Below are 25750 nucleotides of genomic sequence, written 5' to 3'. Positions count from 1 at the left end.
AAATTCCTGATTAAGTTTACGGTTTTTCTAACAGATTCTTTGAATATTACGCGAAACAGCCTATTTTTGTTCATAAAAACTCGTTCCAGGACCGGTCGTTCCACGTTCGTTTTCGAAACTTGCTTTCATTCCAAAAGTCTCTTGTTAACTCTATTTGAGGTTTGGCGTTCTTTGGCATTAGCACGGTGACAACATCGTAGCGAAACTCCATATCCCAAACACCAAAAATGCGGCGATATATTTTTGCTGTACGGGTGATCTGCCGCTGCTTCCGGACATCGACGTTTGTGATAATGGGTGTAAATTCGTCAGACCGCCTCGTTTTTACCTCAACAAAACAAAGCGTCTCACCATCAAGAGCAATAATGTCGATCTCGCCCGTTACAGAAACACCTTTGCTGTTGCGGCCAACCGGAACTTTGAAATTTGCTACTACAATGCGGTAACCGTTTTTGATCAAATATCCTGCGGCAATCGCCTCGCCGTGTTCTCCAAGGTTTGGAATCGCTTTGGAGGGAACATTGTTGATAGAAAGTACGTCATCCATCTTTCTTGTCTGTCTTAAAACGCTGGTTCCTCATAGATGCCGTACACATCGCGCAACGCAACACAGATCTCTTCGACGGTCGCGTAAGCAGCTACTGATTCGATGATCGCGGGCATTGTGTTTTCATTTGAATGTGCGGCTTGTTTTAATTTTTCGAGTGCGTTGGAGACGGCGCCATTGTCACGAGATGATTTGACTTGGGCCATTCGTTCGAGTTGATGATCGCGGACGGTCTCGTCGATCTGGAGAATATTGTATTTTGAGGCTCCTTCATCCATCGCATATTTATTTACACCGACGATCACTTGTTCTTTACGTTCGACTGCTTTTTGATATTGGTATGCCGATTCCTGTATCTCGCGCTGAGGGAAGCCGGCCTCGACCGCTTCGACCATGCCGCCGAAACCATCGATTTTTTCAAAATAATCCATGCATCCGTCGATCATTTTTTGTGTGAGCGATTCGACATAATAGCTGCCGCCAAGCGGATCTACCGTGTTTGCAACGCCGGTTTCTTCTGCGATGATCTGCTGCGTTCGCAGGGCGATCAATGCAGCTTCATCTGTCGGCAGAGCGAGTGCTTCATCATAGGAATCAGTATGCAGCGACTGTGTGCCGCCAAGAACGCCAGCAAGCGCTTGTATGGCTACGCGAGCGATGTTATTTAGCGGCTGCTGAACCGTCAGCGATACGCCTGCGGTTTGAGTATGAAAACGCATCTGCATTGTTCGCGGATTCTTCGCTCCAAAGCGTTCTTTCATCGTTCGTGCCCAGATAACACGGGCGGCGCGGTATTTAGCGATCTCTTCGAAGAAGTCGTTGTGGGCGTTGAAAAAGAATGATATTCGCGGGACAAATTCATCCAAGTCCATGCCGCGATCGACGCCATATTGGACGTACTCGACACCATCGCGCAGCGTGAACGCAAGCTCCTGTAATGCCGTCGCTCCGGCCTCACGAATGTGATAGCCACTGACCGAGATCGGGTTGTATTTTGGAACGTGCTTGGTCGTATATTCGAAGGTGTCGATTACGAGTTTCATCGCGGGTTTGATCGGGTAGATCCATTCTTTCTGCGCGATGTATTCTTTGAGAATGTCGTTTTGAAGCGTGCCTGAAATTTTCTTGAAGTCGACCTTTTGCTTTTCCGCAACAACTAGATACATCGCAAGAAAGATCGGCGCAGGAGCATTGATCGTCTGCGAAACCGTCACCTGATCTAGGGGAATGCCGTCAAATAAAACTTCGAAATCCGCTAACGAAGAAACTGCAACACCGCATTTACCAACCTCGCCTTCCGAAAGAGGCGAATCGCAATCGAGGCCCATCAAGGCAGGTAGATCGTAAGCGACCGACAAGCCGGTCTGCCCGTGTTCCATCAAATACTTAAATCGGGCGTTTGTGTTTTCCGGCGACGAAAATCCCGCAAACTGCCGCATCGTCCACAGCTTGCCGCGATAGCCTGTCGGATGAATTCCGCGTTTGTAAGGAAATTCACCGGGAAAGCCGATCTCACTGATGTCTTCGATGTCAGCATCGGTGTAAAGCCGTTCAACCGGCTCTAGTGAAACGCCCTCGAACGACGTTTTGATTTCCGGCGTCTTTTCCAGCACTTTGGAAAGGGTTTCTGCTTCCCATCTGTCAACTTCGGCCCTAGCCGCGGTTGCGGCCTTCTTAATTTCGGTTGTGTCCATAAAACTATAGTTTATCCGGCATTAGCTCGAAAATTGCAAATCACCGGGTTATCTGCATACAATGAGCTAATGAAAATCCTCAGAACAGGTGTTATTTTAGCACTGTTTTTGTCTTTAGGAGCGTTTTTGGGCTGCCAAGGCGGCAACAATAATCCGAATGCGAATTCGGCCATTGTTAATCCGACGCTTGAGAATGCAAATTCGGCAAAAACCAATGTCGAAGAGCTTAAATTGCTGGTGAACGTGCCTTACGAGCTGGAAGACGAGGATATTGTATGGAAAGAAAATGCGGATCGAAAGAAGCTACTCGCTGTCATTAGATTTTCGACCGAGAATGCAAATAAAATCGTTGCTGAGGCTGCCATCCATCAAGCCCCCGAGTACGTTACGTTGTCGTCAGAACCGTGGTTTCCGTCGGAATTGATCGCACAGAGTGAAATGAGCGGTGACGACAGCCTCAAAGGCCTTGCTTATGCCGCCAACAGCTTTTTTCAAGAACCGTACACTTCTGGACGTTTAGTGCGGATCGAGGATACTGATTATTTCGTTTTGGAGATGTCGGCTAAGTAAACACGGAATTTTATTGTTGGTCTGCTTCGTGTTAGCATCGAAATGTTCAACTTATTCGATGCGGTTCCCTGATCCCAAAACGGTCTTTTTGCTGATATTTGTGCTGGCGACATTCACGTTAGCGCAGCAGACAAATCCTGTCGATCGTCAGGTGTCCAATCCGATAACCGACACGCCGAACATCAACCCGATCTCAAACGAACAAAACATCTCAGCACCAAAACTCAAGAAAAAGACGACCGTTGAAGAGGAAGGCGGCGACGGGGAAGTCGTTGTTTATTCCGACTCGCAATCTGTCGAGGGCGAAAAAGGACGTCGCATTGTGAGTCATACCGGAAACGTTGACGTCCGCTACGGAATATATCGCATGCAGGCGAACAAGATCGTCATTTACGAAGCCGACAACAAGATCGTGGCGAGCGGAAGCGTGATATTTGATCAGGGCGACGATCAGCGAATAACAGGCGCAAGTGGCGTCTGGAATTACAAAACAAAGCTCGGCGTTTTTGAAGATTCGACTGGGTTTACAAATCAAACCAACGACGGAACGGTCCTTTATTTTACTGCCGAGCGAGTGGAACGAGTGTCGCTCACGGAGATCGTCGTCACAAAAGGCGTGTTCACCGCGTGCGAAGAAGCTGTGCCCAAATGGAGTTTTACGGCGGATAACGCCCGTATTAAAACTAACGACAAACTTCGGCTCAAGAACGCAAAATTCCGTATCAAAAATATACCTTTGATCGTCGTTCCATTTGCGTCGATTCCAATCAAGGAAAAAGACCGAAGCTCCGGCTTTCTGACACCGACTTTCGGCTACTCGGGCCGAAAGGGTGCTCGAGTTTCGGCTGCATATTACAAAACCCTTGGTGATTCGGCTGACGTTACACTTCGCGGCGATGTTTTTTCGGCACGCGGAATTGGCTACGGATTGGACGCCCGCACTCGGGCAAATTCGCGTTCATTCCTCAATTTTGGCTTTTATGCCGTAAAGGACCGCATCTTTGGCCAAGAAGCCGATGAGAATAATCCGGATCAGGGCGGTTCGTCGATCTATGCTGACGGCGTACATTATTTTCCAAATGGTTTCACTGCCGCAGTCGATTTCAGGCTCACTTCAAGTCTCGCGTTTCGCCAGGAATTTTCCGACGGCATACAGTCGATCATTTCGCCGATCGAGATATCGCAGGTTTTCGTCAACAAAAGCTGGAACAATTACACACTGAATTTTTTAACTCGTTCGCAAGTAATTTCAATTCCGAATGTTCGCGAAAAATCACGAAATTTGCCGAGCATCGATTTTGAAAAACGCCCGTCGCAACTGCCATTTTTTAACAGCGCATATTTTTCTTTCAGGGCGAGCCTTCAGGGAGTTTCTCGAAAAGAAGAGGTCGACGATTTAAGTCTTTATTTTGCAATGACTGGAACCGAGCCTGTGATCACGCCGTCCTTGGTGCAGCGGTTTGATGTTTATCCGCAGGTGTCGATCCCGTTCAATACGAAGTATTTTAATTTTACTGCTAATGCAGCGACACGAGTCACGTATTATTCTAATTCGTTCGACGACATGCGGCGTGTGTCGAGCAGAGATGTGACACGTCGATACGGCGAGTTCAGTTTTGATGTGCGGCCGGCCGCTCTCGCGAAGAACTTTTACGGAAAGAAAAACGAATTTCGATTCCGCCACGTGATCGAACCGTTCGCAACTTATCGTCTTGTGAAAGGCGTCGATAATTTTAACAAGATCATTCGCTTTGACTACATCGACACCGCCACCAATACCAACGAGATCGAATTCGGCATCACAAACAGATTCTACACAAGAAAATACGGCCAAGCCGTCACGCCCGAAGCACAAAGAGTCTTGAGTCTTAGGTCGGGAGTAGGAAATTCTGCTCCAGACTCCAGACTCCAAACTCCAGACTCGCTGTCTGTCCAGCCCTATGAGATCTTCAGCATTACGGTTCGCGGCAAGTATTTTTTTGATAAGACCTTTGGCGGGGCGTTGATACAGGGAAGGCGAAACCAGATCGAACCGATCACGGCACTTAGCTTTTACACGTTCGGCGGAGCACCTCGACGCTTTTCGCCATTGAACATAGACGCAACATATCGCCCGCAAAAAAATATATTTGTTAATGCTCGGCTCGATTATGGAATTTCAGGAGATGGCCTTCGCGACATTTCCGCCGGAATGGGCTACAACACGTCGTTCGTAAAGATCTTCCAAACTTTTTATTACACACGTGCCGTCACACTCATTCCATCGCTCGCCCAATACGCAAACGACGCCGGCAAAGAACCGGGAACGCTGCGAGGCTCACAATGGAGCCCCGCGATCTTCCTAGGCAACCGCAACCGCGGCCTCTACGGCGGCACATCCTTCTTCTTCGACCTCGAAAACCGCCGCAAATCCCAAACCTCACCAATGATCAGCTCCCTCGTAACCGTCGGCTACGCCTACGACTGCTGCTCCCTAGCCCTCCAATACTACACCTTCAACGTCGGCGTCAGAAAAGAAAACCGCTTCGTCTTCAGCTTCCGCCTAAACGGCATCGGCTCCTTCGGCACCGAACAATACGGTCAAGGGTTGCGTTGATTTTGTGGATTTAAGTAGTATTTGTGCAAATGTGCAAAAATGGTATTACTATCTGATCGTTAATATGTAATATCTAAAAACTGATATTTGCTGGCGGATTCGGGAACGGGCTTTCCTGCTTTCTCACCAACAATCAAAAAAAATTTTATATTCTATCAGAAAATTCAGGTCGTATTAAAAAAACTTGTCTCTATTCTACTGGGACAAAAGTCCACTTTTGTCTGTCAAGGTTATTGAATGGGTTAAGAACGAACGGCTCTGGGGCTGTATCATCTGAGTATTTGTCAAGTCGAAGTTGGTCTCCTTCAAGCACAAAAAGGCCACCTTGGCCAGCCCAAAAAATAGCGAGTCCCTTCTTGTTTTCGGAGTCATCTGGATCGGTTCGCATATTCCACAATTGGTTTTCATCGAAGTCTACCGACTTTGTGGAAAGGGTCAAACGACCTTCATTCACAGCGAGTACTTTGCCTAGCGAATCTTTGCCCAAGGACTCAATAAAGTAGTACTTTGTGTCATCCCGTTGTTCTCTTAAGGATAGGCGCCAAAGTTGATTTGACTGACGGCCGCATCTGTACATTATTACTTCGAATCCTTTTTTTTCTATCCAATCGGGCGTGTTTGCATCGAGACAAACATTCGTCCCTCCCTTAGCTTTGGCAATCAGTTGTAGCTTGACCTTGGAAACTTCCTTTGCTGCTGCTGTCGATCCTAAGGTCTGAAGAATTCCCGGCAAGGCATTTCCGTCTTTGGTATTTGGGGTTCGAATACCAGGGAAATCTTGTTTGTCAATTTGCAAGGTAATCATCAGTCTAGAAATCCTTTGAAAAGCAGAATAAGTTATCCATAGATATCCATCTTGTCCCCAGCGACTATTGTCTGAACTAACCCATGAGTTAGCGAGTTTGAATGCCCCACCGTCTTTAGTATCGTCATAACCGACGATAGTCATTGCATGCCAGCCATCGGACAGATAGTCAAACGAACTGTCATCCAGCAAATGGCTATAAGAGGCTCCTCCACGCTCGTATGCTAAAGCAAAGCCTTTTGGGTCGTTGGGTGCTGAAAAAATTGACACCAAAATAGGTACGCCAGACGAAAGATTTTCTTTAACGGATCTTAATGTGGCGGCCCAAGATAAACGTGACAAAGAGTCAAATTTCGACCTTAAAACGCGTGGGTACTTGTCTGGATTTGACCATATATAGTTAAAAGTGAAGCTAGTGTGTCCCGCGAGCGATGTTACGATAGCATTTTTACCACAGCTTCGATCAAAACTTTCATCACTAAATAATATTCCCGGTCCAGCGGCCTCTGCTGCGTCATAAATGCTAAAGCCACCACATTTTGTACAGTCGAGAGGGCAGCCTTCATCATTTTCGGCGTACACTTTATGTCGTAGAATTTCCCAAATATAATCTTTATGGTAAACCCTCTTTTTTGCTGAGGCGCCATAATACCGCTTCCTTTCTAGAATGTCCGCAGCATATGAAACAGCGACTGACTGACAACTTTGTAAAGCCCCTTGATTCTTAATTTCTAGTTCCCAATCTATTTTTGATTCGCGGTTTTTGTGAATTGATAAATCTACCGCAGAGCTTAATAATGCGGCCCCATCCGCTCCGGAAAGCGTACTTTGTGGGTGAGCAAAATCTTTTGTGTTTAGTGTATCGACTTGATCTGCGGTTAGAGGAGCGTCTCCTGTTACGATTTGTCCATAATAGATTTGAGTTAGTCCTAGGAAAAAGAATATTGAAAAATAGACACAAAAACTATTTGTTACCCGGTTCATATTTTTGTTTTGCGCGGGAACACGTATTGGTTCCCACAACAGCGTCAGTTTTTTGATTAGTTATTAACAATACACAAAAATTCTTTTTTTGGCACTGTGCAGTTCTTTCCGAGTGTCCACATAGCCCATTGCTCACTTAAGCCCTTGAGTGACGGTTTTATAGAATCAATAATGGATACTTGCTCTTTTGTGTTGGGTACATTCTTGACTCCTCCATCAGCAATGCTGAAAATCGGATATTGTCCTACAAGTCGAGCAACTATTACGGGTTGACTAATCTCAAACTGGTATTTTCCAACTACACCCCTTGCCGCCTTAACAGTTAAAGAAGGTTTTTTGTCTGCTGTTGCCCCGAAAACTTTAGGCAAAACGCCTGACCCCGGCGCCGGATTGTTCAGTGCTGCGTTCAAATTAGCATCCGTTCCGGTCTTAAGTTCCAAAGTTACAGACATGGATTCAACCATTACATCCGCTACCACGAGACCCAAAGTCCGTGCATTTAGGGAATTGAGAAGCTGGTGATTGTCACTGTCCATAGGAATTTTTTTTAGGTAACTTAGAGCTTTACCTTTATTAAGAACTCGTACATGAACAGTGCCAAGTTTTAAACGAGTATCTAGGACGGAATTTTTGTTAAAACCTCCACCCACACTCAAAATATTGTAGATAGCAGGCAGAAGAACATTGAGAGCGATGTCTTTTTCTTCTTTCTCGGTAAGAGTGACGGCGGCGCTAGCTCCGACATCGGCGAAGCCGTTCATCCCAATAATATTTGGAAGGTCGGATGGTGGGTCAACCCCCAGACATGAAAAACTCGCACACCATTCATTCTGAAAACTTGGTTTTTTGTTTGTGGTATACACGAATGCGGTCATTAGACCGAAATTTGTTGTTGGTAAAGGTATCCACTCAAATCCTTTCAGTAGGCCGCTATCCCCGCCGAGTGCTTTCTTTACTTGTTTATTCATAATTTTCGCATAATTTTGAGGGTAAGCACTGACAATGAATAGTGCCAATATTGTGATCAATACCTTAAAATACTTTGTGATTAACCTGTTTCTCATAGTCCTCCAAGATGGTGTTGACTCAGTTACATTAATTAAAGTTTATTTAGCAGCGGAAGTTTTGACGGAAATTCACATTTTCTCCCGGTTTCAAGCTAAAAAGTTAAGTGCCAAGGTTTAGGAGTAATGCTGGGATCTCCTGGAACCACTTTGTTGAGAATCGCTGACGTTCTATCGAGAACGACTCTCTTCCCCCTTGTGAAAGTACTGCTTGATTGGTAGGAACTTTATATCAGTTTAAAATGGATGTCAAGCGCTAATTTTGTGAATTAGCGCTGTTAATGTAGATTTAACATTCTGGAGCCTTTGGGACCTCCGTGGTTTGGGCTCAGTGGCCTCTGTGTTTAGTGAAAATTTTTTAACACAGAGACCACAGAGTTAGGACACGGAGGTCACGGAAATCAGTAGAGGTGCGTATTACTTGCCGTTATTTGATACTCGGCCGATGACGTTGGTGGTTTTGAGATCGAGTACGAGAATTCCGTTGTCGTTTATATGAGCGTAGGGAAATTCTATGGTGCGATCGACCTTGATGCCGTAGTGGCGGCATAATCTGCTTGCACGCAAGATGCGATGGCGGTGTTTGCCTTTTGACTGCAGCGGATGTGCATTTTCGACGCGGTCGTGAGAGGGCATCAGCCCGATCTTGCTGTTCATCTTGTCAAAAAACAGCACGACAGCGTCCGGCTTGCCCATCCGATCAAATGTGCGGGCGCCGAGCAATATCACTCCGTGTTTGTTCAAAGTCACGTGCAGGTCCGATTCCACATCCTTCGGCCCAGCATGAAATTCTTCCCATTGTTCTACCATAATTGTTTTGTCCTCCATTTGATTTTTAATCAATGTAGCATCGGTGCAACGACGTGTCAAGTGACCATGACTGCTAATTTGTGAGTTTTGGGAAAACTACCTTTGTGAACTCTGTGGCTTTGTCTCCGTGTACTCTGTGTTATAGCTTTCTTAAACACAGAGGACACCAAGGGAAGACACGGAGGCATCAGTAGATTTCTCGTGCGTTTGGGGGAAAAAAGTTGGCGTGGGCGGTTATTTTAACTGGTTGGAGCTGTTACTGGCGGTCGGGAATTGTTGTTGGTCGGTGACTGGTCGGTACTGGTCAAAGGCGTGGATGCGGTTGATCGTAAGGTTAATGTTGAAGATGTGGTTGCAGCTGTTGTTCTGGTCGGAAATCTCGTGTTTTTAGGCCGATCTTGAGCACCGGATGCACACTTTAAAGGTGGCTTTTTGGGGGTCAGCGATGGCTTTTTGGGGGTCTAAAGATGGCTTTTAGGCACTCCAAAGTGGCGCTTTGGGAGTGTTTTCTGACTAAACCGTTGATAATCAGCAGTTTAAAGCTGCCGTCAGCAAACTTTACCGAAAAAATCGCCCGAGCCGCCTAAATCGCCTGAGTCCACACTCTCTGGGGCTCAATCCTCAAAAACCAATACGAAAATCGTCAATCAGCGGTTACAGCTGCTGTTTTTTTTTCGCCCTCAGCGTTAACGAATGTGAGCCATTCTGCTCCGAAAGGTGCGGGGCGTGTGGCGTCGATTATTTTGAAGAATTCTTCTTGGAGTTTCTTTGTTACCTCGCCGCGTTTTCCCGCTCCGATTGTGATGCGGTCAACCGTTCGGATCGGTGTTATTTCGGCTGCTGTGCCGGTGAAGAACATTTCGTCTGCGAGATAGAGAGCACCGCGTTGGATCTGGGTTTCGATGACCTCGATGCCGAGTTCGCGGGCGATCTGGACGACGGAATCGCGAGTGATTCCGGGCAGGATCGATGCTCCGAGCGGCGGCGTAATCAGCTTACCGTCGTTTACCAAAAAGATGTTCTCGCCTGAGCCTTCGGAAACGTAGCCGCGGTCATCGAGAGCGATGCCTTCGGAAAATCCGCCGAGCAGAGCTTCCATCTTGATAAGCTGCGAATTCATATAATTCGCACCGGCTTTTGCCATCGTCGGCATCGAATTTGACGTGATGCGTGTCCACGAAGACACACAAACATCAATACCGGTTTCGAGGGCCTCTTCGCCAAGATATTTGCCCCACTGCCAGATGGCGATGTAGGAATCGATAGGATTAGGGAAAGGATTTACGCCAAATGCAGGCTTGTCTTCGTCCAAACCACGCAGTATCAATGGTCTGATATAGCAGGAGTCGAGGCCGCTTTGTTTAATGAGTTCAACCGCAGCATCGCAAAATTGATCGCGTTCGAATTGCGAGTCCATTCGGTAGATCTTCGCCGAATTGACGAGCCGCTGCATGTGTTCGGTAAGGCGGAAGACCGCTGAACCCTTGCTGGTGTTGTAACAGCGTATGCCTTCGAACACGCTCGAACCATAATTGACGACGTGCGACATCACATGGATACGAGCATCGTCCCAATTAATAAACTCGCCGTTTTTCCAAACCTTTGGCGAGATCTTCATTGTGGCTACATCTTTTCCTGACATATTTTTTTCACGGCCTGACAAGCGCCGTCTATCTCCAGGGTACAATTATCAAAAACCAATCAAAATATACTGTGAAAACAGGTTAAATTCTTAAGAAATTAAATAAAATACCGTATTTCTATGAGCGATTGTATCTTAAGGCTTGAACCCGCGCAATACACTCAGATCCCTGCATTAGAGAATAAATATGCGAGATGTTGTGTCATCAAGCCTTGAAGTAAATATCGTTGCCCCTCCACTCACAGAGACCACAACAGGCTGATCGCCCGCATGCGCCAATGATGCAGGCAACGCAAAATCAAAAGTGTAAACACCCGGAGCGACTATGACCGGTCCCGTCGTTGAAGGTATCTGGCCGCTGTTTCCGATCCTAACCGTGGCCGAACCCGCACCGAGATTTGCGACGCCGGTAACATATACGCGCAATACTGTCGGCACGAGCTTATTGCCCTTGCGTTTGATCGTCTTAACGACAAAAGGTTCGTTAAGGTACACGCTGTTTGTAACATTGAACATCTTGGCTCGCCCGCCCGGGCCAATAAAACCTTCTATGTTAAAGATGTCCGGTCGTGCCGGAACGATCGTTATATAACTTTTCATTAACACGCCGTTGTTATTGATCACGAGCGGATAATTTGTGCCCTCTAGTGCAGCAGGCAGTCCGGGCGGCACGACAAATTCAATGTTACGTCGGCTGACTGACTTTAGGCCACAGGCTGCTCCGTTTATAGTCATTGTCACGCCGCTAAGCTCGATCGGAAGCATGAAACTGCGATCTATCGAGCCAACTGCGGTTCGCGCTACGACCGGCTGATCAATCCCTGCTTGAAAGTTCAAAATTGCTGACATTCCAGGCGAAACGCCAAGTACCGATGACGGTGTTTGCGGAGTTGATGTCGCAGTTGCAGACGGCGTAGCGCTTGGCGTGCTCGAAGGGCTTGCCGTCGATGTTGCGGTGGCAGTCGCCGTTCGTGTAGGCGTAGATGTTGGAGTAAATGTTGCTGTGCTTGTTGGAGATGCAGTAGGCGTCTGAGTTGCTGTTGTAGAGGCGAACGATACCGGAAGTCTTGTAGCCCCTGTTGCAAGGGCGATCGTAACGGGCGCTTCGGTACTCACCTCCGGCAGTAAAAAACAAAAAGCCTCATTACGCAGATCAAAATTACCCGTACCCAACTCACTCAATGAAAAGTTGAACGCCATTCGATTCACCGAATCGCTCGGCAGCAATTGTGTCGAGGCCAGGATACTCAGTGATGTGTCCGGAAACTTTGCGAGTCGTGTAAATGTCGCCGTGGCCGCCGGAACATCCAGCGGGTAAGAATATATCTGGCCTTGACGCTGCTCGCTTGGATTTAATCCTTCCGATGCGTTGGTTGGTATTGTTCCGTCAGGTTTTATGTTCAAACGTGTTTCCAAAACCAGAGCGGTTGCCGCTCCGCCTGCGTCATAGTCAGTAAATCCAGGATAATGCTGCAGGTCTCCGCCCGAAGCGGCCGTATCGGCATCGCTTCTAGGACCGATCTGGCGAAATGGAGAGTTTCCCGGTGTCGGTGCCGGAGCCAGCGTGTCATACACATAAAGCGCAAATGATTTCTTGTTCGGTCCGTTAGGTATTGTTGCGAGATCGGCGTAAGAATCGAATGCAATGTAACGCCCGTCACGGCTCATTCGGCGTCCTATATCGAAAATATTCACCGGATCACCGGCGTTTGTCGGCGTTGTTATTGTGATCTGTTTTTTTGTAGTTCCTGCCGTTGGGCTGCCATCGATCAAGTCGGCGTAAAAGATCTCTTCGTTTCTACTCGTAGAGGGATTTGTTCCGTCGGTCATTCCGACGATCGGATTGTCGCCTGTACTGGCAAAAACCACACGCTGCCCATTGCCTGAAATGGTCGGAAACTTGCTGTAGATCGGGTCGGAGATCGGGCCGCGCGGAGTTTTGGTCACTTGGCGTATACCAACACCGCTTCCGTCGTCACACGCTGCACCTGCACCCTGAAAGTATGTGAATATCTCATCGTTGTCATCAGTAGGAAATGAATTTCCAACACACGTTACCAGATCGCGTGTCGATCCAAATGCAATAACGCTTCCGTCGTCACTAATGCTCGCATCGTGGTTATCGTCTGCAATATACGGCCCCGTTGTCGAGGTTCCTGGACGCGGCAGCTGGCTTGGATCAGTATTTGTTACACGAGTGAATGGTCCACCTGCAAGGTTCGTGGGCGGAATTTCTTCACCTGCCGACAGATCGGCAACCTCGGAGTAATCAGGAATTCGATAGAGCCACATTTCCAGATTGCCGTCGCTCGTAAGTACGTTTGCTCCGGGTACCGGAGTAGCTGTAGGCGAACCAGTCGGTGAGGCAGTAGGAGTAGCTGTCGCCGTCGATGTTGGCGAAGCAGTAGGTGTCGGTGTTGGCGACGTGAAAGCATTGCCGTCAAAGGAACCAGGGTTTGTTCCGTCAGGAGTATCTGGTGTTGAGGTAGTTGCGTTGGAACTAAAGGCGATCCAACGTCCGTCGTTGCTGATCACCGGGCGTGTATTGGTGATCTCCACCCGGATGTTATTGAAGATAGCCGCTTGCGTTGTATCGAATAGAACGCTTTTGGTATCGGTTATTTGGTATATCCGTCGCTGAGCGTAATCGAAAAGAAAAATCTCAGAGTTACCGTCTGCATTACGCGGATTTTCCGTTGCAAGATTGCCTCTTGATTCGAAAACGACAAACCTACCGTTTCCGCTGATGCCGCCTGCGTAGGTATCGGATGCTGAATTTGTTATCTGTCCAATTACGGATTCAACTTGTGCTGAAGCCGAAATCGCAGAGATCAAACATACTAGTAAAACAAGAAAACCGAGGCGAAATGTCACAAACTCCTCCAAAGAAAACAAAAAATAACCAATCCAAACAAAAAACTTCTATATAAAGCTCGAAACACTAAATTTTATGCGTTCACGGGGCGCACTGCAAGCATAAGCAATGGAAATCCACTATATATCGACCGACAATTGGATGCGGCTTCAGGTTGTTGTGGTTGTAAGCCGACAAACGCCCAAGGTTTATAGCGTATATCCTAGGCTCTTTGAGATCATATAAATCTTCACTTTTAAGCGAGGTCTGCAAATTATCTGTGTTTCATTTAAGATTAGATACTTACGCTACATATGACGCAATCACGCAAAATAATGATCATTGCCGGCGAGTCGTCAGGCGATACTCATGCCGCGAAACTCGTGCGCGCGATGCGCGAAATGGACACTGATGCAGCTATTCAGTTTTTCGGCGCTGCCGGTCCAAAAATGCGTCAGGAAGGCGTTGAAGCAATTGTCGAGTCCGACGGCCTTTCCATTGTCGGACTGGCCGAGATCGCCGCTGCCTTGCCGATCTTCCTGAGTGCATTTAGAGATCTAAAGGCGGCGGCAATAAGCCAACGGCCGGAAGTGGTGATCCTCGTCGATTTTCCGGATTTTAATCTTAAATTAGCTCGCGCGTTAAAACGTAAAGGGTTTCATGTTGTTTATTATATTTCACCACAGCTTTGGGCATGGCGAAAATATCGTATTTCCTCGGTAAAGAAAAACATAGACCTCATGCTGACGATCTTGCCCTTTGAAAAAGATTGGTACGCGAAGCATGGGATCGAAAATGTGGAATATGTCGGCAGTCCGTTGGCACGAGAAGTCCATTCAGATGTTGGTAAAGAAGAGTTTTGCCGCAAGCACGGCCTTGCACCTGACAGGCCAATCATTTCATTATTGCCCGGAAGCCGGCAGAAAGAGATCGTACGTATCTTGCCGGTAATGCTTGAAGCCGCGGCTAAGATCTCAAAGCAAAATAGTAATGTGCAATTTCTAGTTGCACTTGCTTCAGAGAGAAATCGTTCGGATGTAGAAAAGGCCGTTGACGGGGCAGTGTCAGACGGTTTAGAACTTTCGGGAGTAAAGAAGATCGAGGGGGAGACATATGATGCTCTGAATGCTTCGGACGCAGCCGCCGTTACAAGCGGAACTGCCACCCTCGAAGCCGGAATTATCGGCACTCCGATGGCGATCGTTTATAAAACCTCCGCACTAAATTACAAACTATTTGAGCCGTTGATCGACGTGCCGCATTATGGACTGATAAATCTGATCGCCGAGAAGCGTGTTGCTAAAGAGCTTATTCAGGATGAATTTACACCAAAGTCATTATCTGATGAACTACTTAGGCTGTTGGAGCCAAATGCCAATTCTGAGATGCGTAGCGAGTTAAAGATCGCTGCTGATAAACTTGGACACGGTGGAGCTTCAAAACGGGCGGCTGAGGCAATTTTCAATCTGCTTGATCGAGGGTCTTCTTAATTTCTTTAATGTCAGCTTTTAATCGTTCGAGGCTCTTAACGTGAGCATTTTGCCGCTTGTATTCGTCAAGAGGCTGAACCGGCGTACCCCACCAAACGCCGGGACGAACGATCTTTCCCGGCAGGACTCCAGCCTGAGAGCCGATCACAGCACCGCTCATAACTCGAGCATGATCGCCCATACCAACCTGGCCGCCGATGATGCAATCGTCCTCGATGACTGTGCTTCCTGAAATACCTGTCTGGGCAGCGATCACAACTCGCTTGCCGATCTGGACGTTGTGGGCGATCTGGACGAGATTGTCAATCTTTGTGCCTTTGCCGATGCGTGTCTCGCCAAGAGCTCCGCGATCGATGCAGGAATTCGCACCGATCTCAACATCGTCTTCGATCACGACCGTTCCGATCTGCGGAAATTTAACATAATAGTCAGCGTCTCGAACATAACCAAATCCGTCTGCTCCTATAACGACGCCAGAATGTAGAATAACATTGTCGCCAATGGTGCATCCGTCTTCGACGAACACGTTCGGATGCAGCACACAATTCTTACCGACCTTAACATCGTCACCGACCTTTGATCCTGCTCGAAGGTGTGTGCCGTCGCCGATCTCAGAGCGCTCGCCCACACAAGTGAATGCTCCGATAAAAACATCTGTTCCTATTCGTGCATTCATAGATATCAATGCAGTATCGTGGATCTCTCCGCTCCGGGTTTTTGCGGGATGCAGAAGAGCCGCCATCTTTGCGAAGGCGAGTTTCGGATTTTCCGTCTTTATGAACGGAATGCTGAGATTACTATTAATATCTGTTGGAACGATCAAACAAGATGCGGTGGACACAATTGAACGTTCGGTTTTCTCAACAAATGCAATAGAGCCGTTCGAAGCCGATTCGAGCGCAGCGACACGATCAATATCGACATCACCATCGCCTACTAATTCACCGCGCAGGAATTCCGCAATTTCACGAGTCTTCATCTTTTACAATGTAAATCGTTTTTGGAAAAAAGTCAGGTGTCGCCGATCAAGCGCGTTCAGCCATGTCGATCGCGGATTGGAGAAATATCTCAACTCCCTCGATCTCACAGCCGTCGTCATCTTCTAAACGTTTTAAGACCGAGGCCGCATCGCTGTCGAGAAAATCAAGATCGGCAAGGTCGATAACGATCTTGTTTTCGTTCTCATTGTGCAAACATTTCGCGACCTTTTCGAGCAGAATGGCGTCATCGAACAACATATCGCCCTCGACGCGGAGAATTGTCCGGTGCCGGTCAGGAAGGTCGATCTGTGTGATCTGCGTAGCCACAATTTTCAGTTAAGATGCACTTATTACGGGAAAGGACGCCTTAAGTTTCAGTCCTGGTAAATTTCTTTGAAACAAGAAAAACTCCAAGAAATATCAATAAAGCGGCCATTATAAACAGTGTCCCTATTTGCTCACCTAAAAATACAACTGCGAGCAGAAATCCTATCACAGGCTGTAGATAGACAAAAACGGCCACCGTTGAAGCCTGCACTCGAGCCAGAGCATAAGCATTCAAAAGGTAGGGAGCCGCTGTCGCTCCGATAGCAATATAGAGTATTACCAGCCATACGAAAGGACTGATCTGGGTAACATCAATTGTGCGTAACGACCACACACCCATTGGTATGCAGAGAATTGAGGCAAAAATGAAGACCCACATTATCGACCGAAAAACTCCGTTACGCGTGATCACAGGCTTTGAGATCGCGACATAAATTCCGTATGAAAGTGAATTTAAAACTACAAGCAGATCTCCAAGCGTGGTTGAGGACGTGAATGATGCATTGCGCGGATCGATGATCAGCAGCACTCCAAAGGCTGCCAATACGATGCCGGCAATCTTGATAATTGTTAGGCGTTCGGCACCGATCATCGCACCGACCGTCAATGCAAACACGGGGATCGTAACGGCAAGCAGGGAAGTGTTCGATGCTTTTGTGAGCGAAAGGCCTGTGATAAACAGAATCTGATTAAACGTAACGCCAAACAGGCTAAGTACTGCAAATCGCCAGTAATCGCTCTTGTTGACGAGCCAAAAACGTCCTCGATATGCTTGGAAGGCCGCGAGAACTCCGGCGGTTATAACCACTCGAAAACCCACAAGCGCCACCGGCGGAACCGATTTCAGCGCGACCTTTGCAATAACAGGCAGCGAGCCGAAAAACACTTGAGCGGCTAAAAGTGCAATGTAAGATGATGATCGATGATTGTTGTCGCTCACTTTAGATGAGCATCATTCCTGGCTGTTCGAGCATTTGTTTGAATGTTTGCAGAAATTTGGCTCCCGTTGCTCCGTCGATAACACGGTGATCGCAGGACATTGTAACGTGCATAATGCTGCGGATTACGATCTCACCATCGCGAACGACAGGCGTCGGGTCAGCTCCGCCAATAGCGAGAATTCCAGCCTCAGGCGGATTGATTATCGCGGTGAATTCCTTAATGCCAAACATTCCAAGATTTGAGATCGAGAATGTTGCACCGGTGTATTCTTCGGGCTGCAGTTTTTTGGCACGAGCTTTTGCGACAAGGGCTTTGATCTCGGCTGCGATCTCGAGAAAGCCTTTTAGATTTGCTCCGCGAATAACAGGTGTTATCAAGCCATCTTCGATAGCGACTGCTACGCCGATGTCGGCTTGTTGATAAAAGCGGATGGTTTTGTCTTGATAAGAAGCGTTCGCAAATGGATGTTTCACGAGCGCCATCGCTGCGGCTTTGACGATGATGTCGTTGACGCTAATCTTTTGATCTTCGCTGATCGTGGAATTGACCTGTTTGCGAAGCTCGAGCGTGTTGTCCATCTCAATCTCGACCGTCAAGTAAAAGGTAGGGATCGGCCCGATCGATTCCGCCAAACGGCTTGCAATGACACGCCGCATTTGCGATGTTGTCTCGTCGTGATAAGCCGACTGTCCGACAACCGTCGATGATGTGAACACCGGTTGACCGCTGACCGCTGTCGACTTTCCACCGCCTGCCAATGCAGTTTCAATATCTCGCTTAATAATGCGTCCGTTCGGGCCGCTACCGGCAATTGATTTGAGATCGATGGCATTTTCGGCTGCCATTCGAGCTGCTATGGGCGAAACTATGAGACGACCGTTTCCAGCTGTTTGCGGCGCTGGCTGCACCATCTCAACAGCTTTCGGTGTAGCAGTAGTCACACTCGCTACCGCTCGTGTTTCCGCGTTTGCAGCACGTGTCTCAACTTTCTCTGTGCTCTCTGCAGCTGATTTCGCCGCGACAGATGTGCCCGCTTCGCTTAATAAAGCAGAAATATCTTCGCCCTTGTTGCCGATTATTGCGATAGTCTCACCGAGCGCTGCGGTTTCGCCGCCGATTTTGAGTATCTTGAGCAGAGTGCCTGCCGTAAGAGCGGTCATTTCCATCGTCGCCTTGTCGGTATCGACCTCAGCAAGCGTGTCGCCGGCAGCATAACTGTCGCCTTCGTTGAGAACCCAACGCGAGATATGCCCTTCTTCCATAGTGGGCGACAGCTTTGGCATTAAGAATTTTTCAGCCATATAGTTTAATTATAAATAACAAACTTCTTTCACCGCTGCGACGATCTTACCAACATCCGGCAACGCCAACGCTTCGAGATTTTTGGCATACGGCATTGGGGCTTCAGCTGTCGAAATGCGTTTGATCGGTGCGTCGAGATAATCGAATGCATGATCCATCACTTGATAAGTGATCTCGGCGCCGACTGATGCAAACTCGTGTGATTCCTCGGCAATGACGAGCCGATTTGTCTTTTTGATCGAGTTGACGATGGTGTCGATGTCAAGTGGCTTGACCGTTCTCGGATCAATGACCTCGACAGAGACATCAAAGTCCTTTTGTATCTGCTCGGCAGCTTGCAAAGCCAGCGGCACGGTCATCGAACGGGCGATGATCGTGCAGTCCGTTCCTTCACGTTTTACATCGGCGACGCCGAGCGGGATCGTGAAATCTTCGTCCTCAGGAACTTCGCCTTTTAGCCCGTACATTCTTTCCTGCTCAAGAAAAATGATCGGATTGTCGTCGCGGATCGCTGATTTTAGCAATCCTTTAGCATCCGCTGCAGTCGAAGGCATCACAACTTTCAAGCCGGGAAAATTAGCGTAAAAAGCTTCAAGTGCTTGTGAATGCTGTGACGAAACCTGATATGCCGAGCCGTTCGGACCGCGAAACACGATCGGCACTTTGAATTGGCCGCCGGACATGTAGAGCATCTTAGCCGCGTGATTGATGATCTGATCGGACGCAAGGATCGAAAAATTCCACGTCATAAACTCGATCACTGGCCGCAGGCCAGCCATTGCGGCACCAACGCCGACCGCCGCAAAGCCAAGCTCAGTGATCGGCGTATCGACAACACGTTTGTCGCCAAACTCCTTCCAAAGCCCTCGCGTAACCTTATAAGCGCCATCGTACTCGGCTACCTCTTCGCCCATGACGAAGACGTTTTCGTCTCTCAATATTTCTTCACGCAGCGCCTGGTTCAAGGCGTCTCGTATGGTCAAAATTGCCATCTTATATTTATTTGGCTAACTCCATTTCTGTGTCTTCCGCCCAAGCCGGAGTAAGATTGTGATAAAGCGTGTCGGGATCAATATCGGCTCCATTGTCCCAACTAATGGTTTTCATTCTTTCGTCCACTTTTACTGAGCGAAACATGTCAGGATTTGATCTTATTTCCTCGAATACAGGTCCTCTAAGGTGATTTTCTAAATCAATGTCCCGTTCGGTGTCGTTGGAAAACCAAACGTGGACAACAAAATCATGAAGTGGTTTGACGGCTCTTATTCTTACTAATTCCATATTATCCTAATGGTTCAATCTGATTCGGCGTTACACCGATTCTCGCGGCATCCCAACATTTCATTAACTCTTCTCTATGTTGATCCGCCCATTCCAGAACTAAATTATGAGCCCGTCGCGGCAATCTTCCGGCGTAAAGACGAAGTGTCTGAATCTCGTAAATTGCCTCATCGCCTCCGTACAAAGCATGAAAATGCGGAGGAGAGTGTTCACTAAAATAGAAGTAGATCGCGATTCCGAAGAACTGACTTACGCAAGGCATAATTTTCACGCATAAACATGAGTAAAAAGCTCACTCTCGTCCGGATACGGACTTTCATCTGCAAACTTCACAGCGGTCAACCGTTTCAATCGCTTGCTGTTCGATCTCTTCAAAATCCGTATCGCCAAAAACTTTTGCTACTTTTAAACTGTCCTTGAAGAGAACAATTGGATCGCGTTCCTGATATTTTGCGATCTCGTCTCGTGTTCTGTAGTTGCCGGGATCGGACATCGAGTGTCCCATAAACCTATATGCTCGAATTTCGAGCAGCGTTGGTTTGCTGTCATTTCTGGCTCGGTCAATTGCTCTAAGAGTCGCTTCTCGTACGGCCATCACATCCATGCCGTCGACAAATTCGTTCGCCATCTCGAACGCATCGGCTTTTTTCGCGATACTTCTCGAACTCATAGCCCTTTCTTGCGAAGTGCCCATGCCGTATTGGTTATTCTCACAAATATAGATGCAGGGGAGTTTCCAGAGCTGCGCCATGTTGAGCGATTCGTGAAACATACCCTGGTTAACAGCCGCTTCGCCAAAGAAACAAAGCACAACCTGTTTTGTATCCTTGTACTTCGCGGCGTAAGCCATTCCGGTGCCGACGCCGATCTGGCCGCCGACGATACCGTGGCCGCCGTAAAATTCGAGGTCTTTTGAGAACATATGCATCGAGCCGCCTTTGCCGCCGACACAGCCGCCTGCTTTGCCGTAAAGCTCTGCCATCACGCTTTCGGGCGTCATGCCTTTGACCATCGCCTGAACGTGGTCGCGATAAGCCGTGATCACCATGTCGCTTCGCTCCGTCGCCATGATCGTGCCGACGCCGATGGCTTCTTGACCTATATAAAGGTGGCAAAAACCGCCGATCTTGCCCATACGGTAAACTTCGGCACACTTTTCCTCAAAACGCCGGCCGAGTACCATCTGGTAAAGCATTTCCCGTAGCACTTTAGTGTCGGTCTTATTTATCGATTCAAGCTGCGAAGCTCGGCGCTTTTCAAACTCCGCCTTGGCCTCTTCGACTTCAACAAAATCGGTAAATTCGTGATCTTTTCTGATTGTTTCAATCGCTTTGCCGGTACCATTCGACGATGTCTTCGAATTTTTGGCTGCCGGGTTTTGACGCGTTGCTGCTTTTGGCAAAATCTATTCCTCCGTAACTAAACAGATAGTATAAGTATAAGCGAGACGTTTTGAATGTGCAAAAGATTGGCTTCTCTACCAGTTATTACGAACAAAGCTTTCGTTGACGAAAATGATATAGTTTTTAGATATAGATAGTCTCTTTATGCGAAAGTTTGTTTTTTTATTTCTGCCCTTTTTACTAGCAATATCTGCCGCAGCTCAAAGCCCGGCAAAGTGGAGCCTCGCCTCTGATTCGAAACCTGCTCAATTAAAGAGCGGTGACAAGATAAAGGTCATCTTAAAAGCTGAGATCGAAAGCGGATGGCATCTCTACGCACTGGAACAGCCAGAAGGCGGCCCGATAGCGACGACAATCAAAGCCACCGAAGGAATACCATTTGAGATCGACGGCAAGATCGATTCACAAAAACCGACGGTTAAAGAAGATCCTTTATTTACCGGCATGGACGGTAAAGCGCTCGTAACGAAATTCTTTGCCGACAATGCGAGTTTTTCCGTCCCGCTTAAGATAACCTCGGACATGGCAAGCGATGCGGTATCGCTCGATGTTCGATTTCAGGTTTGCAACGATCGGTTTTGTCAGCCGCCGAAAACGGTTCGCGTGTCCTTCGCCGGTTCCGAGGACGTGAAGAAGACTCTGTCTTTAAGTCTCGACGACAAACCCACGGCGGCAATCTCAACGCCAATCATCCCCGGCCAGCAACCGACAGATATATGGGCGTTCATATGGCTTGCAATCACGTTCGGGGCGATATCGCTTCTGACGCCATGTGTTTTCCCAATGATCCCGATCACTGTTTCATATTTTATGAAACACTCCGTGGGCGGCCGCGCGAAAACTATCAAACTCGCGACGGTTTATTCAATGGGTATAATCGCGACATTTTCGCTGCTCGGAATGTTGCTCGCGGTCCTTTTCGGTGCTGCAGGAATAAACCTGTTTGCCGCAAATCCTTGGGTAAACCTCGCTATCGGAGCGATCTTTCTATTCTTTGCGTTCAACCTATTTGGCTTTTACGAGATTTCAATTCCCACGTCGCTTCTGACAAAGCTCGATAAGATAACCCGGACCGAAGAAGGAAAGGGAAGCGCGTATTTAGGTGCACTTCTTATGGGATTGACGTTTACTCTTACGTCATTTACCTGTACGTCTCCGTTTATCGGTACTTTGCTCGTTTCGACCGCGCAGGGCGATTGGAAAATGCCGCTGCTAGGAATGTTGGTGTTTTCGACAGTTTTTGCGCTGCCTTTCTTCGTCCTTGCAACTGTTCCGCGACTGCTTTCTTCGCTGCCGCGTTCGGGCGGCTGGTTGAATTCGGTGAAGGTCGTGATGGGCTTTCTTGAAGTCGCAGCTGCGATGAAATTCCTTTCAAACGTCGATCTTGTCTGGGGTGCGGGTATGAACGAGAGCGGAGTTCTCAATTACGGCAAGATATTTACGCGTGAACTCGTTCTTATAATCTGGGTCATCATCGGCTTGGGAATTTGCTCTTATATTTTGGGCTTTTTCAAATTCAAACATGATTCGCCGATCAAGAAGATCACTCCGCTTCGGATTGGTTTTGCGGCTTTGTTCTTCGGCTTGTGTATTTATCTGACGACAGGCGTTCTCGGTAGAAAACTTGGCGAACTTGAATCTTTCCTGCCGCCAAAGAATAAGGATTCTGTTTTTAACGTCCTCGGCAATCGCCACGAAGAATTGCAATGGATCAATAATAATTACGAGGCCGCATTGCAGAAGGCCAAGGCCGAGAACAAGCGTGTGTTCGTCGATTTCACAGGCTACACTTGCACGAATTGCCGCTGGATGGAAGCCAATATGTTTCCACTTCCAGAAGTGAAAGCCGAGCTGGAAAAATTCGTGCTTGTCAGTCTCTACACCGATGGTGAAGGCGAGATTTACGAACGGCAACAGCAGATGGAACAGGACAGATTGGGCACAGTTGCCCTTCCTTATTATGCTGTATTCGACGCTAACGATCAGCTTGTCGCAGGCTTTCCCGGTTTGACTCGTAACTCCGCAGAGTTTGTTGACTTTTTAAAGAAAGCGCAAGAGAATAAGTGAACTTAAATGAGATGAAATATAGTTCGATTGCTTGGATCATATTACTACTGCTCACAAGTGTCTCAATTTCGGCGCAGCTTGGGATCCAGGCGGTTGATGTAACGGGCGACAGCATCTCGAAAGGTTTCAATGCCGGCAGCGCTTCTCCTTGTTCAAACGGCGATCAGGAAAACTTCAACTGGATAACGAGTGACACTCACGGCTTTTCTTTTTGCAAAGCAGGCAGCGAGAATGTCTTTAGCATCTTTGAGCAGATGGAATGTGATGCCGGAATGAGCCTTTTCGCTCCGCAGCCAAATAGTGCCGCTTCCGGTGCGACCATGGTTAGCGATTTTGTTTCGCAGGCGAACAGTGTCCGCTCATATCTTTCCGGACAACCTGCGACCAGAATGGCTGTCGTATTTCTCGGCCACAACGACAACTGCTCCGGCACTATAGCCAAGACGAACGCCTCCTGTTCAAGCACTGATCGCGATCCCGCCAACTACTGCAAGATGAGGCCGGATGCCTTCGAGCGGGAGTTGCGAAAAGGCCTCGATGTTCTGATGTCGATCGGCGATACGCGTGTTGGAGTATTGTCACCGATCCGCGTTTCTCAGCTCTGCAATTTTGGCAGCAAATCGAACTGCGCGCTGTTTGGTAATTGTCAGTTTTTGTGGGGCGTGGTGAATATCTGCGGCTCGCTGACACGCGACTGTTCGGCCACGCGGATCACCGATGCGTACAATGCGATGAAAACCTATCGCGACATCATCAAGAGAGTTGCGGAAGAGTACGGAGCAGTTCGAGTCGGTGGCAGATCACCAGTTGTTATGATCGGAGGTCAGATCGTCGGCGGCGGTTTGAAGGCGCCGGGAACCGTTTTTGTTCACAGCGATGTGCCGTGGTTCTACAAATTCAAATCGGAACAGATCTCGTGCTGCGATTGTTTTCATCCTTCGGGATTGGGCCAGGACGCGCTTGCAAAACTGCTCAAGAACGGCCTTTCCTGCACGCGGGCAAATCCTTGCTGCAAAGATACCGGCGATCCGCTCGCGGACGGGAAATGTTCCACGTTGAATTACATACAAACCCATTACAACGGCTTATTCTGAGGTGAATCTATGTTGAAAGTAGAAAGATTGATCGACGGGCTAAATTCCATAACGGACGAAGAATTTACCTGCGACAACGTGTACCAATTTCTCGGTGACAATCCAGTTGACGTCGATTCAATAACGAGATACTTTCACTGGAATCCCGAATTTTACACTCGCAATCTGATCTACAAAGATGACCGTTTTGAAATGATGGCGATCTGTTGGGAAAGCGGACACATGTCGAAAATTCACAATCATGCCGAGCAAAAATGCTGGATGACAGTTCCGGTCGGACGGCTTCGCGGGCAGAATTTCGCAGTCGTCGATATCGACGAATCTCGCGGGCACTGCAAGCTCATCGAAACCGATTCCTTTGAACTTGCCGACTGCCTGGCTGCCAAAGTCGAGCTTGAAGAACCGATCCACCAAATTCTCAATCTCACAGAATACGGCGAACGTGCCGTGAGCCTGCATGTCTATTCCAAACCCTACGCGAGCTGCCTTTCATATTGCCGCGACACGGACACTTTCAAGGAAGTCCAGCTTTGCTACACGAGCATTGACGGCAAACTTTTGTGAAGTTCACTAAACCTCGTTAAGTTTTCAAATATCTATTTGCGTTCCAGCCATAGTTAAAGCAAAATCGTGAATTCTTAATTATTATTAAGCAGGAAAACATTGAGTATGAACATCTCAGCATCCTATAATCAGAGTAACTAATCCACCCGCATTTCAGCCCATCTTACTCGACCATCATTTATAGCGGAACGAATATCTTTTTGACGTGCCGTTAATCGAGCTTGACCAGTTTTTACTTCTAGGAAGATGATCTCTTGTAAGTTTCCATCATTAATTCCGTCGAAAATAAGTAAATCGATTGGATCTCCAATAAACCTAACTTCCTTAGGGTTATAAGAGAAGATTGGCATATACGGTAATAAGTGTTCTGCGGCTTTCCCAATAATTACAGACTGACTTCGTGAAATTGCGTCTTGACGAATCAAAAATTCTTGCTCATTTTTCCACTGTTTCAATGATACCTTGGCATCTTTGAGAGCAAGTTGAGAGATTTGACCTTTCTGTTGCTCGAGCTCTGTTTGTCTCCAGTTTTCAAAACGTTCGTGCACTTTATCGTCTAAAACTTTTAGAAAATCTATCTCATTAATGTGAACTGTATACGTTAATTTATCAATAGCTTCTTTGAGTCTAAGTCGATGAATTAATAGCGAAAAAATAATAATTATTGCTACAATAAGGCAAATTGTGACAAATATTGCAAAAGATTGAATTTGCATATGGTTTTAGTCTTCCGT

The 25750-nt window shown here is 47.6% G+C and carries 21 protein-coding genes and 1 pseudogene; 6 read left to right on the top strand and 16 right to left on the bottom strand.

Annotation, left to right across the window (positions count from 1 at the left end):
- Positions 1 to 70 precede the first annotated feature (70 nt).
- Both IPL32_01070 and IPL32_01065 read right to left on the bottom strand, forming a co-directional pair.
- On the bottom strand, positions 71 to 547 hold the full coding sequence (locus IPL32_01070; GenBank protein ID MBK8464397.1) for a YraN family protein: 477 nt from the start codon (positions 545 to 547) through the stop codon (positions 71 to 73).
- Between the two features lie 14 nt (positions 548 to 561).
- Positions 562 to 2241, bottom strand: coding sequence for a methylmalonyl-CoA mutase family protein (locus tag IPL32_01065; protein ID MBK8464396.1), 1680 nt, complete (start codon positions 2239 to 2241; stop codon positions 562 to 564).
- Positions 2242 to 2310: 69 nt separating this feature from the next.
- Here IPL32_01065 and IPL32_01060 point away from each other — a divergent pair, with 69 nt between their 5' ends.
- Together IPL32_01060 and IPL32_01055 are read left to right on the top strand one after the other, a co-directional pair.
- A complete protein-coding gene (locus tag IPL32_01060) occupies positions 2311 to 2811 on the top strand; it encodes a hypothetical protein (protein ID MBK8464395.1) in 501 nt (166 codons plus the stop codon).
- Between the two features lie 58 nt (positions 2812 to 2869).
- Entirely contained in the window at positions 2870 to 5407 is a 2538-nt protein-coding gene (locus tag IPL32_01055; protein MBK8464394.1) for an LPS-assembly protein LptD, read from the top strand.
- A gap of 190 nt (positions 5408 to 5597) precedes the next feature.
- Here IPL32_01055 and IPL32_01050 read toward each other — a convergent pair whose 3' ends face one another.
- From IPL32_01050 to IPL32_01030, 5 genes are all read right to left on the bottom strand, one after another.
- A complete protein-coding gene (locus IPL32_01050; GenBank protein ID MBK8464393.1) occupies positions 5598 to 7196 on the bottom strand; it encodes a hypothetical protein in 1599 nt (532 codons plus the stop codon).
- Positions 7197 to 7252: 56 nt separating this feature from the next.
- Complete coding sequence (locus IPL32_01045; GenBank protein MBK8464392.1) at positions 7253 to 8164, bottom strand: hypothetical protein; 912 nt, start codon at positions 8162 to 8164, stop codon at positions 7253 to 7255.
- A 513-nt stretch (positions 8165 to 8677) separates the two neighbouring features.
- Entirely contained in the window at positions 8678 to 9070 is a 393-nt protein-coding gene (locus tag IPL32_01040; protein ID MBK8464391.1) for a hypothetical protein, read from the bottom strand.
- 643 nt (positions 9071 to 9713) lie between these two features.
- Entirely contained in the window at positions 9714 to 10688 is a 975-nt protein-coding gene (locus IPL32_01035) for a branched-chain amino acid transaminase (GenBank protein ID MBK8464390.1), read from the bottom strand.
- A 198-nt stretch (positions 10689 to 10886) separates the two neighbouring features.
- Complete coding sequence (locus IPL32_01030) at positions 10887 to 13586, bottom strand: PD40 domain-containing protein (protein ID MBK8464389.1); 2700 nt, start codon at positions 13584 to 13586, stop codon at positions 10887 to 10889.
- Between the two features lie 294 nt (positions 13587 to 13880).
- Here IPL32_01030 and lpxB point away from each other — a divergent pair, with 294 nt between their 5' ends.
- On the top strand, positions 13881 to 15056 hold the full coding sequence (gene lpxB, locus IPL32_01025; GenBank protein ID MBK8464388.1) for a lipid-A-disaccharide synthase: 1176 nt from the start codon (positions 13881 to 13883) through the stop codon (positions 15054 to 15056).
- Here the strand turns inward: lpxB and lpxD are convergent.
- From lpxD to pdhA, 8 genes and pseudogenes are all read right to left on the bottom strand, one after another.
- Complete coding sequence (gene lpxD, locus IPL32_01020) at positions 15028 to 16035, bottom strand: UDP-3-O-(3-hydroxymyristoyl)glucosamine N-acyltransferase (GenBank protein ID MBK8464387.1); 1008 nt, start codon at positions 16033 to 16035, stop codon at positions 15028 to 15030. The genes lpxB and lpxD overlap by 29 nt on opposite strands.
- A gap of 46 nt (positions 16036 to 16081) precedes the next feature.
- Positions 16082 to 16363 carry an anti-sigma factor antagonist gene (locus tag IPL32_01015; GenBank protein ID MBK8464386.1) on the bottom strand — a complete coding sequence of 94 codons (282 nt, stop codon included), beginning with the start codon at positions 16361 to 16363 and terminating at the stop codon, positions 16082 to 16084.
- 40 nt (positions 16364 to 16403) lie between these two features.
- Positions 16404 to 17303 carry a DMT family transporter gene (locus tag IPL32_01010; protein ID MBK8464385.1) on the bottom strand — a complete coding sequence of 300 codons (900 nt, stop codon included), beginning with the start codon at positions 17301 to 17303 and terminating at the stop codon, positions 16404 to 16406.
- A 1-nt stretch (position 17304) separates the two neighbouring features.
- Complete coding sequence (locus IPL32_01005) at positions 17305 to 18606, bottom strand: pyruvate dehydrogenase complex dihydrolipoamide acetyltransferase (protein MBK8464384.1); 1302 nt, start codon at positions 18604 to 18606, stop codon at positions 17305 to 17307.
- 9 nt (positions 18607 to 18615) lie between these two features.
- On the bottom strand, positions 18616 to 19599 hold the full coding sequence (locus IPL32_01000; GenBank protein ID MBK8464383.1) for a pyruvate dehydrogenase complex E1 component subunit beta: 984 nt from the start codon (positions 19597 to 19599) through the stop codon (positions 18616 to 18618).
- 7 nt (positions 19600 to 19606) lie between these two features.
- Positions 19607 to 19888 (bottom strand): DUF2442 domain-containing protein, encoded by a 282-nt coding sequence (locus tag IPL32_00995; GenBank protein MBK8464382.1) that lies wholly within the window; start codon positions 19886 to 19888, stop codon positions 19607 to 19609.
- 1 nt (position 19889) lies between these two features.
- The gene (locus IPL32_00990; protein ID MBK8464381.1) at positions 19890 to 20150 is read right to left on the bottom strand and encodes a DUF4160 domain-containing protein; all 261 of its coding nucleotides are present in this window, start codon (positions 20148 to 20150) and stop codon (positions 19890 to 19892) included.
- 5 nt (positions 20151 to 20155) lie between these two features.
- A pseudogene (pdhA, locus tag IPL32_00985) lies at positions 20156 to 21083 on the bottom strand (pyruvate dehydrogenase (acetyl-transferring) E1 component subunit alpha).
- A 352-nt stretch (positions 21084 to 21435) separates the two neighbouring features.
- On the opposite strand from pdhA, the gene IPL32_00980 reads away from it, so the two are divergent.
- The 3 genes from IPL32_00980 to IPL32_00970 are packed head-to-tail and all read left to right on the top strand — an operon-like array spanning position 21436 to position 25016.
- Positions 21436 to 23358, top strand: a complete 1923-nt coding sequence (locus IPL32_00980) for a thioredoxin family protein (protein ID MBK8464380.1) — start codon at positions 21436 to 21438, stop codon at positions 23356 to 23358.
- Between the two features lie 11 nt (positions 23359 to 23369).
- Positions 23370 to 24452: a hypothetical protein gene (locus IPL32_00975; protein MBK8464379.1), complete on the top strand. Its 1083-nt coding sequence runs from the start codon at positions 23370 to 23372 to the stop codon at positions 24450 to 24452.
- Between the two features lie 9 nt (positions 24453 to 24461).
- Positions 24462 to 25016 (top strand): cysteine dioxygenase family protein, encoded by a 555-nt coding sequence (locus tag IPL32_00970; GenBank protein MBK8464378.1) that lies wholly within the window; start codon positions 24462 to 24464, stop codon positions 25014 to 25016.
- A 137-nt stretch (positions 25017 to 25153) separates the two neighbouring features.
- Here the strand turns inward: IPL32_00970 and IPL32_00965 are convergent, their stop codons facing one another.
- Positions 25154 to 25732, bottom strand: a complete 579-nt coding sequence (locus IPL32_00965; GenBank protein MBK8464377.1) for a Holliday junction resolvase — start codon at positions 25730 to 25732, stop codon at positions 25154 to 25156.
- Positions 25733 to 25750: the final 18 nt, after the last annotated feature.

The organism is Chloracidobacterium sp. (assembly GCA_016711345.1).
GTDB lineage: Bacteria > Acidobacteriota > Blastocatellia > Pyrinomonadales > Pyrinomonadaceae > OLB17.
Note: the sequence above shows the minus strand (reverse complement) of the source record. Positions and strands in the feature narration are given on the sequence as shown.

Coding starts and splice junctions, on each gene's coding strand:
- IPL32_01070 (MBK8464397.1), bottom strand. CDS start 547: ATGGATGACGTACTTTCTATCAACAATGTTCCCTCCAAAGCGATTCCA.
- IPL32_01065 (MBK8464396.1), bottom strand. CDS start 2,241: ATGGACACAACCGAAATTAAGAAGGCCGCAACCGCGGCTAGGGCCGAA.
- IPL32_01060 (MBK8464395.1), top strand. CDS start 2,311: ATGAAAATCCTCAGAACAGGTGTTATTTTAGCACTGTTTTTGTCTTTA.
- IPL32_01055 (MBK8464394.1), top strand. CDS start 2,870: ATGCGGTTCCCTGATCCCAAAACGGTCTTTTTGCTGATATTTGTGCTG.
- IPL32_01050 (MBK8464393.1), bottom strand. CDS start 7,196: ATGAACCGGGTAACAAATAGTTTTTGTGTCTATTTTTCAATATTCTTT.
- IPL32_01045 (MBK8464392.1), bottom strand. CDS start 8,164: ATGAATAAACAAGTAAAGAAAGCACTCGGCGGGGATAGCGGCCTACTG.
- IPL32_01040 (MBK8464391.1), bottom strand. CDS start 9,070: ATGGTAGAACAATGGGAAGAATTTCATGCTGGGCCGAAGGATGTGGAA.
- IPL32_01035 (MBK8464390.1), bottom strand. CDS start 10,688: ATGAAGATCTCGCCAAAGGTTTGGAAAAACGGCGAGTTTATTAATTGG.
- lpxB (MBK8464388.1), top strand. CDS start 13,881: ATGACGCAATCACGCAAAATAATGATCATTGCCGGCGAGTCGTCAGGC.
- lpxD (MBK8464387.1), bottom strand. CDS start 16,035: ATGAAGACTCGTGAAATTGCGGAATTCCTGCGCGGTGAATTAGTAGGC.
- IPL32_01005 (MBK8464384.1), bottom strand. CDS start 18,606: ATGGCTGAAAAATTCTTAATGCCAAAGCTGTCGCCCACTATGGAAGAA.
- IPL32_01000 (MBK8464383.1), bottom strand. CDS start 19,599: ATGGCAATTTTGACCATACGAGACGCCTTGAACCAGGCGCTGCGTGAA.
- IPL32_00995 (MBK8464382.1), bottom strand. CDS start 19,888: ATGGAATTAGTAAGAATAAGAGCCGTCAAACCACTTCATGATTTTGTT.
- IPL32_00990 (MBK8464381.1), bottom strand. CDS start 20,150: ATGCCTTGCGTAAGTCAGTTCTTCGGAATCGCGATCTACTTCTATTTT.
- IPL32_00980 (MBK8464380.1), top strand. CDS start 21,436: ATGCGAAAGTTTGTTTTTTTATTTCTGCCCTTTTTACTAGCAATATCT.
- IPL32_00975 (MBK8464379.1), top strand. CDS start 23,370: ATGAAATATAGTTCGATTGCTTGGATCATATTACTACTGCTCACAAGT.
- IPL32_00970 (MBK8464378.1), top strand. CDS start 24,462: ATGTTGAAAGTAGAAAGATTGATCGACGGGCTAAATTCCATAACGGAC.
- IPL32_00965 (MBK8464377.1), bottom strand. CDS start 25,732: ATGCAAATTCAATCTTTTGCAATATTTGTCACAATTTGCCTTATTGTA.